The 14,770-nt window shown below is 66.7% G+C and carries 15 protein-coding genes; 5 read left to right on the top strand and 10 right to left on the bottom strand.

All coding sequences use genetic code 11. The annotated features are described in order from the left end of the window. Positions 1 to 702: 702 nt before the first annotated feature. The 4 genes from ACIRJP_RS40030 to ACIRJP_RS40015 all read right to left on the bottom strand — a co-directional run bounded on the left by ACIRJP_RS40030 (position 703) and on the right by ACIRJP_RS40015 (position 2,516). Positions 703 to 1,131 carry a hypothetical protein gene (locus ACIRJP_RS40030; protein ID WP_404185804.1) on the bottom strand — a complete coding sequence of 143 codons (429 nt, stop codon included), beginning with the start codon at positions 1,129 to 1,131 and terminating at the stop codon, positions 703 to 705. 12 nt (positions 1,132 to 1,143) lie between these two features. Continuing rightward, complete coding sequence (locus ACIRJP_RS40025) at positions 1,144 to 1,542, bottom strand: DUF3307 domain-containing protein (RefSeq protein WP_404185802.1); 399 nt, start codon at positions 1,540 to 1,542, stop codon at positions 1,144 to 1,146. A 75-nt stretch (positions 1,543 to 1,617) separates the two neighbouring features. Continuing rightward, a complete protein-coding gene (locus ACIRJP_RS40020) occupies positions 1,618 to 1,806 on the bottom strand; it encodes a hypothetical protein (protein WP_404185800.1) in 189 nt (62 codons plus the stop codon). Between the two features lie 146 nt (positions 1,807 to 1,952). After that, positions 1,953 to 2,516, bottom strand: coding sequence for a hypothetical protein (locus ACIRJP_RS40015; RefSeq protein WP_404185798.1), 564 nt, complete (start codon positions 2,514 to 2,516; stop codon positions 1,953 to 1,955). Positions 2,517 to 2,635: 119 nt separating this feature from the next. Between ACIRJP_RS40015 and ACIRJP_RS40010 the strand changes: the two genes are divergently transcribed. Continuing rightward, positions 2,636 to 3,472 carry a ParA family protein gene (locus tag ACIRJP_RS40010; protein WP_404185796.1) on the top strand — a complete coding sequence of 279 codons (837 nt, stop codon included), beginning with the start codon at positions 2,636 to 2,638 and terminating at the stop codon, positions 3,470 to 3,472. Beyond that, complete coding sequence (locus ACIRJP_RS40005; protein WP_404185794.1) at positions 3,472 to 3,708, top strand: hypothetical protein; 237 nt, start codon at positions 3,472 to 3,474, stop codon at positions 3,706 to 3,708. The genes ACIRJP_RS40010 and ACIRJP_RS40005 overlap by 1 nt, the downstream gene beginning before the upstream one ends. 15 nt (positions 3,709 to 3,723) lie before the next feature. On the opposite strand, the gene ACIRJP_RS40000 is transcribed toward ACIRJP_RS40005, so the two are convergent. The 6 genes from ACIRJP_RS40000 to ACIRJP_RS39975 form a co-directional block, all read right to left on the bottom strand. Beyond that, a complete protein-coding gene (locus ACIRJP_RS40000; protein ID WP_404185792.1) occupies positions 3,724 to 3,933 on the bottom strand; it encodes a hypothetical protein in 210 nt (69 codons plus the stop codon). Positions 3,934 to 4,015: 82 nt separating this feature from the next. Continuing rightward, the gene (locus ACIRJP_RS39995; RefSeq protein WP_404185790.1) at positions 4,016 to 4,408 is read right to left on the bottom strand and encodes a hypothetical protein; all 393 of its coding nucleotides are present in this window, start codon (positions 4,406 to 4,408) and stop codon (positions 4,016 to 4,018) included. A 149-nt stretch (positions 4,409 to 4,557) separates the two neighbouring features. Further along, a complete protein-coding gene (locus ACIRJP_RS39990) occupies positions 4,558 to 6,780 on the bottom strand; it encodes a hypothetical protein (RefSeq protein ID WP_404185788.1) in 2,223 nt (740 codons plus the stop codon). 65 nt (positions 6,781 to 6,845) lie between these two features. Then, positions 6,846 to 7,718, bottom strand: coding sequence for a hypothetical protein (locus ACIRJP_RS39985; protein ID WP_404185786.1), 873 nt, complete (start codon positions 7,716 to 7,718; stop codon positions 6,846 to 6,848). 943 nt (positions 7,719 to 8,661) lie between these two features. Beyond that, positions 8,662 to 8,859, bottom strand: coding sequence for a hypothetical protein (locus ACIRJP_RS39980; RefSeq protein WP_404185784.1), 198 nt, complete (start codon positions 8,857 to 8,859; stop codon positions 8,662 to 8,664). Next, complete coding sequence (locus ACIRJP_RS39975; RefSeq protein WP_404185782.1) at positions 8,856 to 9,923, bottom strand: hypothetical protein; 1,068 nt, start codon at positions 9,921 to 9,923, stop codon at positions 8,856 to 8,858. The genes ACIRJP_RS39980 and ACIRJP_RS39975 overlap by 4 nt, the downstream gene beginning before the upstream one ends. Positions 9,924 to 10,255: 332 nt before the next feature. Here ACIRJP_RS39975 and ACIRJP_RS39970 point away from each other — a divergent pair, with 332 nt between their 5' ends. The 3 genes from ACIRJP_RS39970 to ACIRJP_RS39960 all read left to right on the top strand — a co-directional run bounded on the left by ACIRJP_RS39970 (position 10,256) and on the right by ACIRJP_RS39960 (position 14,217). Then, positions 10,256 to 10,555 (top strand): hypothetical protein, encoded by a 300-nt coding sequence (locus tag ACIRJP_RS39970; RefSeq protein WP_404185780.1) that lies wholly within the window; start codon positions 10,256 to 10,258, stop codon positions 10,553 to 10,555. 170 nt (positions 10,556 to 10,725) lie between these two features. Next, positions 10,726 to 13,647 carry a DUF927 domain-containing protein gene (locus tag ACIRJP_RS39965; protein WP_404185778.1) on the top strand — a complete coding sequence of 974 codons (2,922 nt, stop codon included), beginning with the start codon at positions 10,726 to 10,728 and terminating at the stop codon, positions 13,645 to 13,647. Continuing rightward, positions 13,648 to 14,217 carry a transcriptional regulator gene (locus ACIRJP_RS39960; protein WP_404185775.1) on the top strand — a complete coding sequence of 190 codons (570 nt, stop codon included), beginning with the start codon at positions 13,648 to 13,650 and terminating at the stop codon, positions 14,215 to 14,217. It abuts the gene before it with no gap. The last annotated feature ends 553 nt before the right edge of the window (positions 14,218 to 14,770 follow it).

The raw sequence follows: 14,770 nt of genomic DNA, 5'->3' as shown, positions 1-14,770 counted from the left end.
CTTCCGGTCTCCTCCGGAGCCGCGACGCGCCGTCACTACGTGACGGACAGTCGCGGTGAGCCTCCGGCTCACCGGGCGGCGGCGCGGGCCCGCACGTGACGGAACGTCACGGCCCTTTGTGCTTAGGGGTGCCATCGACGGATTCGTGTCGGCCCGGTCGGCCCGGTCGGCCCACCCCAGGTCAGAGGCCCTTTTAGGCGGGCCGACACGAGTCGGACCATGTCGGCCCAGGGGCGGATCCTGTCGGCCCGCTGTCGGCCCGCTGTCGGCCCGGGGTGGCCGGCCACCCTCCGGGCGGCCTGACGTCCACTCAAGAGTCACAGTGTGTAGTGATGGTGAGCTACTGTCAAGACCGTGCAGAGACTCGGAGTTGAGTACGGAGCGTGACGGGTGAGTGGTCTACACCATAAGGTGAATAACTGAAAAGGAAAAGCGACAGAAAAGCGAATCCCGAGCCCGAAAATAGGAATGGGCCCGACACGGATAATCCGTGTCGGGCCCATTCCTTATTCTTTAGGCTCCACCGTCCCGGCGGGCTGCTTCTTCCATTGCCTTAGCCAATTCCCGGGTGGCGCGCTCCTGCTCTTCGAGCTGGCGGCGAAGCTGTTCCTGGATTTCCTGAGCGTCCATGAGTTTTCCCCATTCTTGCTGGAGTTGAGTTACGGGTCCTGGGAACCTTGTTTCCTTGGAACCTTGGTGGGGCTAGGCGGAGTCCCCGCAGGCGACGCAGCGCGGGTCGTAGATGGTGCCGCGCGCGGTGTGGCCGGAGCCCCCGCACTCGGTGCACGACCCGTCGGCGGCGGGGTCGAGGCCCCAGTGGATGCCGCACTCGGGGTTGATGCAGCGGGCACAGTCTGCGGAGTCGTCGGTGTTCGGGATGGGCAGGCCGAACTCTTCGGCGCCGGGCGTCTTGCACAGCGGGCAGGTGATGACGATGGCCAGAGCGGTCCGGCACCCGGGGCAGGTGACCGACCAGTGGTCTCCGTCGTGTACCAGGCGGTCGATGACGGGCATCGGGTAGACGGCACAGGCCAGGGTGAAGTGGGTGCGGTCCCCGGCGTACTTGGCCGCGTGACTGGTGCCGTCCGGCTCGATGGCGCGGCGCCGGTGGGTGGTGTATGTCGGCTTCATGGTGGGGCTCCTTCAGCTCATGCCGACCATGGCGAGCGCGCCAATGGCGAGTGCGGTGATGTGGGCGGTTTGGTCGACGTGGGCCGCACCGCCGTGCTTGACGAACTCGGCTTGCCCGGTGCGGTTCATCCACGCGAGCACGCCGCGGCGGCGGTCGATGGCGGAGTGAGAGATCCCGACCCATGCCAGCGCGACCAGAACGGCCGGCGCGGAGGGCTTGAGGTCGAGAACGAGGGCCCCGATCGCCAGGGCGGCGGCAGAGACGGCGACGTGAGTTCCGGCGTGAACGAGGTTCGCGCGCCATCCAGCCGCGGACTTCTCCGCCTTGCGGCTGGCCTGGTGATCGGTCTGGAACGGGTAGTCCGACAGGAGGTGTGCGACGTACAACAGGACGAACACTGATGCGAACATGGGAGTCCTTCTCCTGGTTGGCCGGGTGGAGGGTGAGGGCGGCCCGGTGGTTGGCACTGGCGGGCCGCCCCGCTGCTACTGGTCGTTGGTGTCGATGTGGACGGCGCCGTGGAAAACGCCGCCCTTGATGCCGTAGTTCTCGCCGCCGAAGACGCCACCGTTGATGGTCGCGCCGGACACCTCTGCGGCCTGCTCGGTGCCGCTGGTGTTCGCGTCCACGTCGCTGCTGCTGATGGTCACGTTGCCGAACTTGAAGACGGCCATGTCTGCCTGCTTTCTGGGTTGGTTGGGCGGGTCCGTGAGATGTCTGTTGGCCTGGGAGTCGGGTCGCAAGGTTCCAGGGTTCCCAGTTCGCAAGGAAGCTTGAAACCTTGCGAGAACGGGTCAGAGGTTCGTGGTCGGCTGGTGTGTCACTGGGCGATCCCCCTGCGGCGCTCCCACTCACGGGAGCAGCTGCGTACGAGGTCCCGGGTGACCGGGTCGGGGTCGGTCTCGTTGTGCTCGATCGCTTCGATCAGTTCGGTGTCGGTGAAGTCGGGGACGGGCTTGTTGGGCCAGGCCCAGGACCGGCCCATCTGGCGGCGGCCGGCCTCGTAGGTGGAGCGTGCGGTGGACCGGGCGCCGGGGTCGTCGACCAGGAGCGAGGCCAGGTCCGCCCATGAGGTGCCGTCGATGTCTCGCGCCGCGACGGTCAGGTGTCGGACTCGCCGGGTGAGTTCGGAGGCCAGGCCGGAGGCCGCGCGCAGGAGCTTGGCCCGCTGCTCAGCGGGGAGCGCGCTGAGGTCGGCGTATTCCTTAAGCCCGAGGGCCGCCAGGGCGGCCTCCAGTCGCCCCGAGTCGATCGCGTGGGCGATGTACTGCTGGGGGTCGTCGGATGCCTCCCAGATGGCCGTAGCGGCCCTTGCGGTGGTGCGTTCGATGGACACGGACATAGTGGAGCCCTTCCAGTAGCTGTACGTCTTTCGCACATCCACTGTGCGCTTTCCGTACAGCGGTGTCAAGGGCCACGGGGACACTCACCCTTTGAAACTTGCTTGCTTGGATGCTTGCTGCCACCGTCGCGCCTGACGACTCCCCCACCAGGAGGCAGGAAATGACAGCAGCCCCACCCCATGTGGCGATCGCCAACCACAAGGGCGGCGTCGGCAAGACGGCCGTCGCCCAGGGCCTCACCGTCGCGGCGGCAGAGGCCGGCCACCGGGTCCTGGCCATCGACATGGACTCTCAGGGCAACCTGACCCGACGACTGCGCGCCCAGGTGAGCACCGACCCCGACGCGCGCCAAAAGGCCAGTCTCGCGAGCGTTCTTCAGCGCCCCGGGCGGGGAGAAATCGAAAGGATTCTGGTCCCGTCCGGGTACGGCGGCATTTACACCGACCGGATCCAGATCGCGCCCGCCCACCTCGATCTGGAATTGCTGCCCCGGACGGCAGCCGAGGCGGCGAGCGAGCGGCGACTACTGCGCGCTCTGGCGGGTGTCGTCGATGATTTCGATCTGGTGATCATCGACTGCCCACCTAATCTGCTCAGCCATCAAATCGACGTGGCTTGGACCGCCACCGACGTGATCCTTATGCCGTGCGAAGGAGAATACGAGGCAGTTGAGGCCGCTCGCCGGATTAAAGAAAGGGTCTCGGCGGACCGCCACACGCTGAACCCGGAACTCGCGGTTGCGGGAATGGTGGTTAGTCGGTACCGGCAAAGTCTTGCGGTACACAGGAAGCGCGTCGGGGAAATGGAAAAGATCGTTGGACCGGATGGGATTTGCCCGACGCGAATCCCTGAACTCGTAGCGTTCAAGAAGATGTCGGAGAATGCTCGCCCGATCGGCGAATGCGGACCGGAGGGGCGGCAGATGGAATTCATCTTCAAGGACGTCTACGAGTGGACCCGAAACCGCATCGAGACCGTAATGAAGGATGCTGCCTGATGCCCGCCTATGATGACGTATCAGAAGAGCCTCAGTTGCCCCGGCGTGAGCTGTCAACGAAGAAGCTCACCCCGAAGGAGAAGGCGCCCGAATCAGAAATCGCAATCACTACAACAATCCCCGCTCTGCTGCGGCGCCAACTGTCAGTTTCCCTGGCCGTGCATCAGATCAAACTCAAGGATGCGGTGGCTGAGGCAATCGATGAATGGCTTGCCAAGCACCCCCCGCGGCTTTAGGGAATCTGGCGCGGATTACAGGCGGCGCAAGGCCCTGCGATGTCGGCGCACTTGATGTTCCAACGTCAGTCGCCGCACCACGGGCGGCACGGCGTAGGCAGCCACAACGGGCCCGTACGCGATCGCCACGGTCGGCCAGAGGCCGACCAGCTCCCGACTGATCAGCGTCACGCCGACCAACAGCACCACCGCCAGCGTGACCGCTAGCCGGTCCCCGTCGTCCATGAGATCCCCCGTTCATGATCCACGCGAAGCGGCCCACCGTAGTGATCTTCACGGTGGGCCGCATCCGTTTTCGTACCTAGGCTCAAACCCCCCAGGCGTCCCCCGGGCTCAGTGGATCGTCATCCCGGTTCCGCTCCCCGAGCCACGCACCGTACTGCCGGCGGACGTAGGCCCGGGGGTCGGCTGGGTAGGGCCCAGCAGCGTCCTGAGAGTCGAGCCGCCACAGCTCGGCGGCGGCCTCCTGGGCATGTTCGGCGTGCCGGGCATAGCCGGGGGAGAGCAGCGACAGTTGGTCGGTCGCTGCCGCCTTGTGCATCGTGTACGCGCGCTCTTCCGCAGGGTCGACAGAGTGGTGCAGCACTTGGACGCGGAGACGGGTGGACCACCGCATCAGGTGTGCCATGAGGGTCAGCAGCCTGCGCGAGTCGGCGTCGTACAGGCCACCGCTGGGCGGTGCGGCGTCGCTGGTGAGCATCGGCGTCTCTTCACTGTGTGTGGTGGATGGTAGGGCTCGTTGTTGTTGTCGTTGTTGTTGTCGGGCTTGTTAGCCCTGGTAAAACAGCTCTCCCCGGGGCCCAGAGCGGGTTTTCCCGAGGAGAGCGGCAACAACAACAACGACAACAATCACTCTGCGTTGCTGCCGTAGCGGGTCTGCGGGCCGGTTCCGCGCTTGGTGATCTGCCCCCGGCGAGCCATCTCGCTGAGTTCCGTGGCGAGGGTGGACCGGTTGACCTCGATGCCGTCGGCCTCCAGCCGGGCCCGGATCTCCGAGGTGCTCAGCCACTCATCGCTGTCGGCCTCTTGGACGATCCTGAGGGCGGCCTGCTTCCAGTCGCCGCCGGTGTCACTTCCTTCGTTGCTGCGGGGCTCGGCGGCCTGGCCGTCGTCGTCGGTCGCGGGTGTCTGCCCCCGGACGTTCAACCGGAGCTCCGGAGGGCGGTACCCGCGACGGGGCTCCTCGGCCTCGGGCAGCTTGCCCAGTTCCTCAAGGAACTTCTCCACCGCGGCTTCCTGATCCTCGGCGGCGGGCGGCGTCTCCTGCCCCCGAACTCGGAGCTTGGCCCGGAGGTCGGTGGTGGCGATCCCCGGGCGGGTCGGGGCCGCGGACGTGGAGGCCGGGGTCGCCGGGGTGCCACCGCTGAGCCACGCGATTCTCTCGGGTGCCCACCGGTTGAGGTAGACGTCACCGGCTGCCCGGGCCGACGGCGCGTCCAGGACCGGGCGGGTCGCCTCGGTCGCCAGGCAAGCCTCCCTCGCCAGGGACGGCGCGGTCACCCAGGTGCGGAACGGCTTCGGGGAAAACCCGGGGTCGGTCGACGCACCGATAACACCCGATCCCTTTGCCCTAAGTTGCCGGGCATCGAGTCCCTTTACCTGCCCAAAGAGCTTGGCGGTACCGGCGCCCTCCGGGTCCGTGCACGTGAGTGAGATTCGAACCGGGCTGTACTTCCGAACCGCGCTGTCGCCAAGGCTGGTGAGATTCCCGTCCGTTGCAGTGAGAATCAGACGGATTCCCATTGCCCGAGTGGTCCGCATTACCTTGACCAGCTTTTCCTTTACGCGCTTTCGAAGAGGGTCCATTCCCTGATAGGCGAGCATTTCAGCCCCCTCGTCCACAATGCAGAAAATCATTGGGACTTGTGCACTCACAGGAAGAAGCTTGGTGTCCTGTTGCTGCATCAACTCCCGATACTCAGTTAGGCGAGACTCGCCAATGTCGATGAGGGCATCCAGCAGAACGTCTGCCTCTTCGACCGTGGCCGCGACCCAATCGACACCGGGCCGTGTGGACTTCGGCGGACGTGCGGTGTGGGGCGGGGGTGAGGAAAGGCCCTGGCTTTCCATCCACGGAGCCAGCCACGGGACAAACGCGTCACCGCGCTTGCCTACGTCGATCCCGAACACGAGGACGTCGACGCAGCGAGTGAACTGGGCCAGGATCGAATCCAGCAGCGTTGTCTTGCCCGTTCCGGGCGGCCCGAGGATCAGCGCGCACGCCTCACGCATGTACACGTCCACTGTCTTGCCCCTGCGGTCCAGGCCCCAGGGCAGGCCGTTCAAGACGCTCAGCGGGGAGTAGTCGCCGGGGAACGATGTTGTGGTGGCGGACGTGTCCTGCGTGTCGACGTCGAGCACGACATGGCCTTGGCGGCGTGCCTTGTTGATGCTCACCAGGCAGCCCATCGGGAGGCGTGCCGCTTCGGCAAGCGCCGTGCTGTACGGCTGGAACCGGTCGGAGGGGTACCCGACCGGCAACGCAACCTCCAGGGCGAACCCGGACCCGTTCGGCCGGCGGGTGAAGCCCTCAGGCGTCGCTTCGACCCGGGCGACCTCACGAATGAGCGTCATCCAACGGTCGATGACGCCCCAATCCTCCTTCGCCACCTTGGCTTCCAGCATGGCGGCCTCCATGGCACGGCGGGACTCATCCAGCGCCTCTTCCTGGATGTCCGCCCGGTGCAGCCCCGCACCGGCACCCAGGGCAATCGCGGTGAGAGTGCCCAGGGCGGCCCACCAGCTGCTCGACGTCCAGGACGTGGGGTCGGACGCAATGACTGCACTGCTCCATCCCCCTGTGGCGAGCCAGCACGCGGCGCGCACGGTGATGCTGGTCTTGCTGAGTCGGCGGCGGATGCCCACACCGACGCCGTGCGCTGCGGCGCCGACCGTGCCCACGAGGAGGGGCCAGGCACTGGGCATCTCGGCGAAGGCTCCGACGCTCGCGACGGCAGCCGCGGTGGTCGCCATGGCCACTGGACCCGTGACGTTGCCGTGGCCGGCCACCCAGTCGATCGCGGTGTGGGCGGCGGGACTGGCCTTGCGCTTGTTGACGGAGTCGCCCGTCATGGTGTTCCTGCCCTTCTGTTGGAGGGGCGGGCCCGGGGACATCCCGGGCCCGCGTCGATGGGTGACTACTCCTGGTTGGAGCTGACGTCCCACTGCTCCTCGGACGGGCGGGGATCGACGTGGCGACGGATGTCCGCCTCGTGGGCGGTCTCGAACACCTTTGAGACCTCGGATGCGGAGTCGATGCAGGCAATGAGCTGCTTGTGGAGGTCCATGATCGCGTCGGCCACGGCGGGCTCAAGCGGCATGTCCTCCGAGCACCGACCGGCGACAACGCCGAAGGTCTCGGCAACCATGCCGATGGCCTCGGGAAGGGTCTGGAAGGCGGCGAGAACGTTCATCATTCCGCCGGGCTCGGCGGTCTGAGCCTGCCTGAGCATCTCCTCGGCAGCGGCGCGGAAATCGAAAGCCATGGGGTTCATCTCCTGTGTGTTGGTGTTGGTGTTGGTGGTCGTGGTCGTCGGGGAAGAGTCGATCGCTTCCTCGACCTCGGGCAGTCGCGCGCGGTTCTGCTCCTCGGCGGCGGCCTGCTCCTGGTCGTGCTCGTCGTACGCCACGGCGTCTCGCTGCGCGCGGGCCTCGGATGCGCTCTGGGCCAAGTACCGGTAGAGACGGCGGCCCCACTGCGGCGGACGGAGCCTCAAGAGCTTGGCGGGCAGCCACAGCAGCATGGACAAGAGCCCCATGGGCGTGGCCAGCAGTGCGGCGGCAATGCGGCGGGCGTGGAAGCGGGCTGCAGAACGGCGGAGCGCGGACTTACGGGCACGGTTCCGGGCTCGCAGTTCGTTGCTGGCACGGGCCGCTGCGACCTTGCGGGCCCGCATGTCGTCCATGGCCCTCCGCCGGGTCTCGCGCCACCCGGCAAGGCGGGACTTCGGCTTGTCGGCGGGCTTGTCCTTGCGCAGGTTCCCCCCACCCGAGCCCCGGCCAGAGTTCAAGCCTCCACCGGAGCCGCCACGTCGCAGCGCGCCGAGCGCCCGCCCCGCACGGGACATCAGGCGCCCACCACGACCCCCAGTGCCCCCTCCAACGGCCTTGTGGGACGCCGGAGTTCGACCGGCCCCTGTTGACGCCTTGCGGTCCGCACGTGCCTGCGTACGGGCGTTACGGCGGGCGTCAGCCATGCCGCGCCGGGCGTCGGTCAGTTGCTGCCTCTTCTGTCCCCGCGACAACGGTGAGGCGGCCGATGCCGCGCGGGCCGACTGGATCTGACCCGCTCGTGTCCGCGCCGCGCGGACGCCAGCCGCGGCCCCGGACCGCAGCCCCGCCCCGGACCGCGCCCCCGCGCGGCGGCCCGAGAACGCGCCGCCGAATCGGCCTGCGGTCGGCCGGTACCCACCGGACGACGACCGTGTACCCGCGCCGCCCCGCCCGGTGGTGCCGTTCGTGCTCCTGGTGCTCCTCCTGGTCCCAGCCTTGGCCGGGGTGCGGGGGGCACGGGCAATCGCGGTAACAGCCGCGGTCGTTGCCAGGCCCCCGGCCGTCAGTACAGCGGCAACGGGCCCGGCCGCCAGTCCGACCGTGGACACCACGGTCGCCGTGGACGTGGCACCGATGGTGAGCAGCGGGATTCCAGGGATAGCACCAGGGGTGCTGGCTGAGTCGGCAGAAGTATCCGACTCGGTGGTGGTGCGCTGGGCCGGAACGATCTCCGACCCGTTCGTAGCGCCCACACCGGCATCTGTCATCGGAGCGGTTTCGGCCGGAGTTGGCGGGCCTGTGGTTTGTGTCTGGACCTCTGGGGTCGTCATGCTGTGCGTACCTCCTGGTGCCTGACTGCGCGTCATGTGTGGGAGGGGGTCCCGGCGGGGGTTGTCCCGCCGGGACCGTCACGGGATTCGAGGAGCGTAGGCGGCCCTTCGGACAGCCGCATCGGCTTTGCTACTCAGGCGACTGGCCGTGCCGGGCGGCCTCGCTAGCGGCCATCGGCCCGGTGCCCGCCCAAGCGAGCGGCGCCGCCAGCATGCAGGCCAGCCAGGACGGCAGACCGCATCGCTCCATCAGCCACGCGGGGCCGGCCAGCAGCGGCAGCGCCACGGCGAGCAGCCGCACCGCGTACGGAAGTCGGCTCCACATCACGCGTAGCCCCCGCTCATGTGACTGGCCGTCGGACCCTTAGCGCTTGCGGCGTTCTTGGCCTCCCGCAGGTAGCGGTCAACAGAGTCGCGGCTCACCGGTCGACCAAGTACCGCCACCGCGTGCCGCTCCACCGCGTCCGCGTCGCCCACGCCGAGCTTGTGGAGCCTGTGCACCGTGGCCCTCAGGGACATCGCCTGAGCGGGTTCCGGCTCGGGCATCCGCTCAGTCCCCGGGCGGATGTCTCCGCCCTTATCCGTGCTGGTCAGGGTCGTATCCGGCGGAGTCTCCGAGCGCATCCGGGCGGAGATGGACACGATCTCCGCCGCTGAGAATCCGGCGTCCGCCGCCGCTTCCAGTGAGACCCGGGCCCGCGTCTGATCCGCGATGGCGCGCTCACGCAGCCCGGTGTGGGAGCGCTCAGGCTCGGGCTGGGCCGCCCGCTCGACGTGGACGGCCCGAGCCGGCTCCGGATCCAGCGCGCCGTATTTCGCTTCCAGCGCCGCCCGCACCTGGGCCGCGCGGCCACGGGCCCGCAGCACCTGCTGTGCGGTGTCCGCGATGGCCAGCTCGGCGTATGCCTCGTTCCGCTCGGCGGCCAACCACTCCGCCGCGTCCGCCGTCAGCGGTCGGGACATGGATGCCAGCACCGTGTGCCAGAGCATTTTGGCGACCAGCGAAACAGCGGGGCCGCCTACGGCCTGGCCCCAGTCATCTGCGCGGATGCCGTGCACGACAAGCACCGCCATCGATGCGGCCAGCAGCCACCACCCGGCATTGTCCGCTGCCCGACGCTGCGCAGGGTCGTAGCGGTGCACCACGGCCAGCAGCAGCGTCACGATCCACGCCGCGTCGAACACGGCGCCGCCCGCGTAGCCCCACCAGCCGCCCAACAGCTCAGCGATGCTCATCGTCGAGTAGACAACCGTCGCCACCGTGATCAGCCCGGCCACTACCAACGCCGCCCTCAGGCCAATCTCACGCCAGTCCGTCGGCACGTCCGGCGGGGTCACGGGAATCTCGCGGGACCGGCCCGCGACCGTCACCGTTCGCGTGGTGCGTTCCATCACCGCACCCCCGTTCCCGAGCAAGAGCCACACGGCCGCCAAATGCTGACCTGCACTCCGTCGACCTCACCGGTCTCGAAGAAACCCCTGGCCCCGTGGCAGGTACCGCAGGGCTGGGGCTCGTGCTGCCAAGTCAAGGCGTGCGCCCGCACGCCGGTACGATCCATCACAGGATCGCCCTCCTATGTACGTAGGTGGGTGGTCTCAGGCCTCGGCGCGGTGTCCAACCACCTGCCGGGGCCGCCCCGTTTCCGGGGTGGTCCCACCATGACACGAAAGCACGAACCGTGCAACGACTGCACGCAGCGTGCTTATTGAGATAGGCTCTCCCCGTGACTAACGACGACCGCAAGCTGCGAGAGGAACAGCAGGCCGCCGCTCTGCGAGAAGTAGCCGACCTCGGCAAGCGCCGGGCCGATCTGCTGAGGCAAGCAGAGGAGTTGCTCAAGCCCCTGGGCGATGCAGCCGTGAAGGCCGTGCACGTCGGTGCGCCGCGCCGCCGGACCCAAGACCTTGCCCAGGTCAGTACGGGTGTCTTCTACGCCTGGTTGCAGGAGGCCGGCATCGAGGTCAGGGGCAAGCGCCCGGCAAGGAAGAAGGGGGAGGAGGGGACGCTCCCACACACGGCGTAGTCTCTCCGCCACAGACGACAGAAGATCCACAAAATGCGAGAACCCCCCGGGGTCACTGGTGCTCCAACACCTATCCCGAAGGGCTCGCATTGACCTGCATGGTCCGAGGCCGAGTGTAGGGGAGATTTCTCCTCCCCCGCCACGGCAGCGGGCCAGAAAGAGCCCGTTTCATGAGAAAACGACCCACTGACAACACCACCGATTCCGCCCCTGAGCAGCGCAAAGAGTCTGTCGGCCCGTTCCTGTGGCCGATTGTCGGAATGCGCGCCGGGTGGTACTTCAACCCCGGTACCCGGGCAATCTCCCACAGCGCCAAGCGCGACGGCGCGCCGATGCTCGTCGGCTTCGTCCCCGAAGTGATTGGGCTGGTCACGGCCCGGTCTGAGGACGGCAAGCACAACGGCATTCGCTACTTGCTCGACACTGTCGAGGGCCCGCGTCTGGTGTCTGAGGATGAACTCGACAACGGCGGTTGGGCAGGGAAGATCGGGATGCCTCGCCCGTCCGGCCGCGACGCAATCCAGGCGTTCGCCACGGTGATCCGTAAGCAGGCACTCAACGCGCCTGAGGTTCCCTCCCGCGCTTCCCGGGCCTCGGATGGCTCGCTGGTCATGCCGGAGGCTACAGCCCAGGACATCGGATACCGCGTCACCTGCGGGGAGGAAGAGCCTGCCCGGGACTTCTGGGGCCTGGCTGCTTACTTCGCCAACGAGCACGGCCCCACTGCGCTCGTGCTCGGCGCCGCGTTCATCGCCCCGCTGCTGGAAATGCTCGGCTTGCCCGCCTGCATCCTCAACTTGCAAGGTGAGGGCCAGTGCGGCAAGTCCACCACCCAGGTTGTCCAGGCCTGCCTCTACGGATCGATCCGCGGCGACACACAGCAGCTTTTCCGGGGCTGGGACACCTCCAAGCAGGGTCTGCCCCAGGTTCTGCGTGAGGCACGGTTCCTGCCGATCTTCCGCGAGGAGTTCTCCTCCCTCGCTCTGAACCTTGCGGCAGCAGAGCAGCTGCTTTCCGTCATCGTCGCCGGAGCCACCCGTACCACCGGCGGCAAGGACGGCACTGTGATGCCGGGCAACGGCCGTTTCTGCTCCTTGCTCGGCTCCAGCTCGAACCGGCCCCTGCGCCGCGCCGGGCAGACCGAGGACCTTGCCAGTCGCTTGTACGAAGTCTCCGGCCCGTTCTGGACGAACGTGTTCGTGGACGCCGACGGCAAGACCGTTGAGCCGAACCCGAACGCAGAGCACCTGTCCCAGTGGCTCAAGCGGAACGCCGCCGATTTCGCGGGTTGGCCCTTCGAGTGGGCGATCCAGGCCGGGGCCTACTCGGCGGATTCTCTGGCCAAGTGGCGCAAGCTCCACCGGAGTCTGGCCAACGCCTATGGCGCGCACGTCGGCGGCGTGGCCGGCACTATCGCCGGGATGCACGCGGCATGGGTGGTCGGCGCGCACATCCTCGGTGAGGTCGTCGAGATTCCCGAGCTGGGCAGGGCCGCCGACAAGGCCGCGCGTGAGCTGCTGGACGCGGCCACGGTCTCGGCGGTCGCGGCGCACCTCCCAGCGGGTCAACGGCTGTGGGACGCGCTTGATGCCGCGAGGGTATCCCCCTCCGAGTTTCCGACCATTGATCGGGTTCCGGGGCTCCTCGAAGGTGAAATGCGGTCGCAGATCCAGGGATTCACAACGGCTGATCAGTTGTGGGTTATCCCAACGTGCCTGGAACTCATTTCGAGAAAAGTCGAAATCGAGAATGTCTCTGCGTGCCTGGCAGATATGAAGTCGCGTCAAGTACTCATCCCTGGCGATGGGCGAAACGATCGGAAGCGAATCTCTCGTACGCTGCGCCAACACACCGATCGCCTTCCTCTCCGCATGTATTGCTTCTCAATCTCCAAGGCTGAGGAGGAGTACGGGGGTCCGGCCGAGGAGGAGGACCAGGAGCAGCAGACCGAGCGCGGCCAGGACCACGAGCACGGGCAGCAGGCGGAGGCCGAGGGCCCGCAGCAAGGTTCCACGGATTCCAGCTTCCAAGAATGCTTGGATGCTGCTTTGCAAGGTTCCAAGGATGCTTGCGACCTTGCGAACCAGGAGCCGAGCGCTGAGGCCTCCGTTCCTCAGCAAGGGTCCCAGCGCCCGATCCAGGCGCCGGCCGAAGTCCCGAACCTCATCGCACAGGCCGTCGGAGAGGCCCTAGAGGCCCACGGCGGGGACGTCGAAGCGGCCACCGCGGCCCTGGTTAAGCGCGCCATCCCTGACGCCATGGCACTCCTGGACGTCTGCCGGACCGGGGCCCGGTACGAGCACACCTCCTATCTCCCCGTGCTCGACATCCTTCACAAGAAGTCGTCCAAGGGAGCTGACCAAATCTGGGAAGCACGGCCGAAGTTCATCCGTAAAGACCTGACTCGCAAGGGCCCCCGGCAGACGGTTACCGCGCTGGATATGAACGGCGCCTATCTGTCCGCCCTCAAGACCCATCTGCCCATTGGCGCGTTGCAGCACAGCACCGAGTCAGCCCACAATCCGCGCCGTTCTGGCGTCTACCTCATCACCCCGCCAGAATGGAATCACTCGGAGCTTCCCAACCCTCTCGGGGACCGCCAGGAATCGGGCCAAGTCTGGATTACCGAACCGACCATGCGCCTGTTGCTCCGGCTGGCCACAGAGAAATATGGGAGTCTGTGTGAAACCCCGGTTATCCATGAGTCGTACACCTCAGGTGCGAGTGAAAATCTCCTGGAGAAGTTCCGCCGCACTCTGAGGGATGCACGAGAGAGCTCAATCGAATCCGGCGACGAAGTAACCCTGGAGTACGTGAAGTCGATGTACTCCAAGTTCGTTTCCACTCTGGGGGAGTCGAATGCGAATCACGACATTCGTCGCCCGGACTGGATGCACATCATCCGGTCCCAAGCCTTCTCGAATCTTTGGATGAAGGCAATGAAGGCCCACAATTCCGGGCTGACCATTGTTAAGATGGCGGGCACCGATGAATTGCACGTGGTCGGCGACTGGCAGTCAGTCTTTCCTGAAGGTCGGGGCGTTGCTCAGGTCAAGGTGAAGGACGAATACGAGATCGGGGAGGGCAAGTAAATGCCGGGCAGAGTCAATGAATTCGGCAAGTACGGTGCTCGCGGTCTGGGCAGTCACGAGCTGGTTGCCCAGCAGCTCGACCGGTTGGCCGGCGGGATCGCCTCCCCTGTCGACAGCGACCGCGGCCTTGCCGCACGCCTGCGGTACCTCACAGCCTCAGCCCCCGGGTATGAGGCCATGGACCGCGCCGGGATCGCTGTCAGCCGCAGGACCCTGTTCGGCTGGCTGGCAGAAACGCAGATCCCGACGCGGGCCAACCTCCAGCGCATCGACACCGCCTATTGGGACTACCGGCGCCGGAACGTAGCTCAAGACCTTCTCCGCCGACTCAATGCAGGGGGCGGCACCCGCGTCGAAATCTCCCCGGTAGATCAATCCGGGGTCCGACAGGCCAGGCAGCGAGACATTCGCCATCGCTCCCTTGTAATTCGACGGTGGGACGAAATTGTTGCCTGCTGGGCTGAAGACGACATGGATGCACTCGAAGACGAATGGTGTGACTGGCTAATGGACATCGGCACCGACTGGGGCGAGTACCATTACGCGAGCGCTGTGGGATTCTCCGCCTAATCAGCGTTTAAATTCGGCCTCAGAGGGCATCAACACAGAAAAAGCGGTCGGCGCGGGTAAATCCGCGTCGGCCGTTTTTTCATGATCCCATTCTGATGCCGCCAAACTCGGACCTTGCACCTCTTCATGGTGCCTTTCCTTTTCGGCAATTCACCTTATGGTGTAGACCACTCACCTGTCACGCTCCGTACTCAACTCCGAGTCTCTGCACGGTCTTGACAGTGCCTCACCATCACTACACACTGTGACTCTTGAGTGGGACGTCAGGCCGCCCGGAGGGTGGCCGGCCACCCCGGGCCGACACCGGGCCGACAGGATCCGACCCCGGGCCGACATGGTCCGACTCGTGTCGGACCGCCTAAAACTGCCTCTGACCTGGGGTGGGCCGACCGGGCCGACCGGGCCGACACGAATCCGTCGATGGCACCCCTAAGAACAAAGCCCCGTGACGTTCCGTCACGTACGGGCCCGCTTCGCCGCCCGGTGAGCCGGAGGCTCACCGCGACTGTCCGTCACGTAGTGACGGCGCGTCGCGGCTCCGGAGGAGACCAGA

It is taken from the genome of Streptomyces sp. NPDC102437 (assembly GCF_044765565.1).
In the GTDB taxonomy this organism is placed as follows: domain Bacteria; phylum Actinomycetota; class Actinomycetes; order Streptomycetales; family Streptomycetaceae; genus Streptomyces.
Note: the sequence above shows the minus strand (reverse complement) of the source record. Positions and strands in the feature narration are given on the sequence as shown.

Bases quoted from the DNA above. Each gene is read 5' to 3' on its own strand.
- ACIRJP_RS40030 (WP_404185804.1), bottom strand. From the start codon at position 1,131: ATGAAGCCGACATACACCACCCACCGGCGCCGCGCCATCGAGCCGGAC.
- ACIRJP_RS40025 (WP_404185802.1), bottom strand. From the start codon at position 1,542: ATGTTCGCATCAGTGTTCGTCCTGTTGTACGTCGCACACCTCCTGTCG.
- ACIRJP_RS40020 (WP_404185800.1), bottom strand. From the start codon at position 1,806: ATGGCCGTCTTCAAGTTCGGCAACGTGACCATCAGCAGCAGCGACGTG.
- ACIRJP_RS40010 (WP_404185796.1), top strand. From the start codon at position 2,636: ATGACAGCAGCCCCACCCCATGTGGCGATCGCCAACCACAAGGGCGGC.
- ACIRJP_RS40005 (WP_404185794.1), top strand. From the start codon at position 3,472: ATGCCCGCCTATGATGACGTATCAGAAGAGCCTCAGTTGCCCCGGCGT.
- ACIRJP_RS40000 (WP_404185792.1), bottom strand. From the start codon at position 3,933: ATGGACGACGGGGACCGGCTAGCGGTCACGCTGGCGGTGGTGCTGTTG.
- ACIRJP_RS39995 (WP_404185790.1), bottom strand. From the start codon at position 4,408: ATGCTCACCAGCGACGCCGCACCGCCCAGCGGTGGCCTGTACGACGCC.
- ACIRJP_RS39990 (WP_404185788.1), bottom strand. From the start codon at position 6,780: ATGACGGGCGACTCCGTCAACAAGCGCAAGGCCAGTCCCGCCGCCCAC.
- ACIRJP_RS39975 (WP_404185782.1), bottom strand. From the start codon at position 9,923: ATGGAACGCACCACGCGAACGGTGACGGTCGCGGGCCGGTCCCGCGAG.
- ACIRJP_RS39965 (WP_404185778.1), top strand. From the start codon at position 10,726: ATGAGAAAACGACCCACTGACAACACCACCGATTCCGCCCCTGAGCAG.
- ACIRJP_RS39960 (WP_404185775.1), top strand. From the start codon at position 13,648: ATGCCGGGCAGAGTCAATGAATTCGGCAAGTACGGTGCTCGCGGTCTG.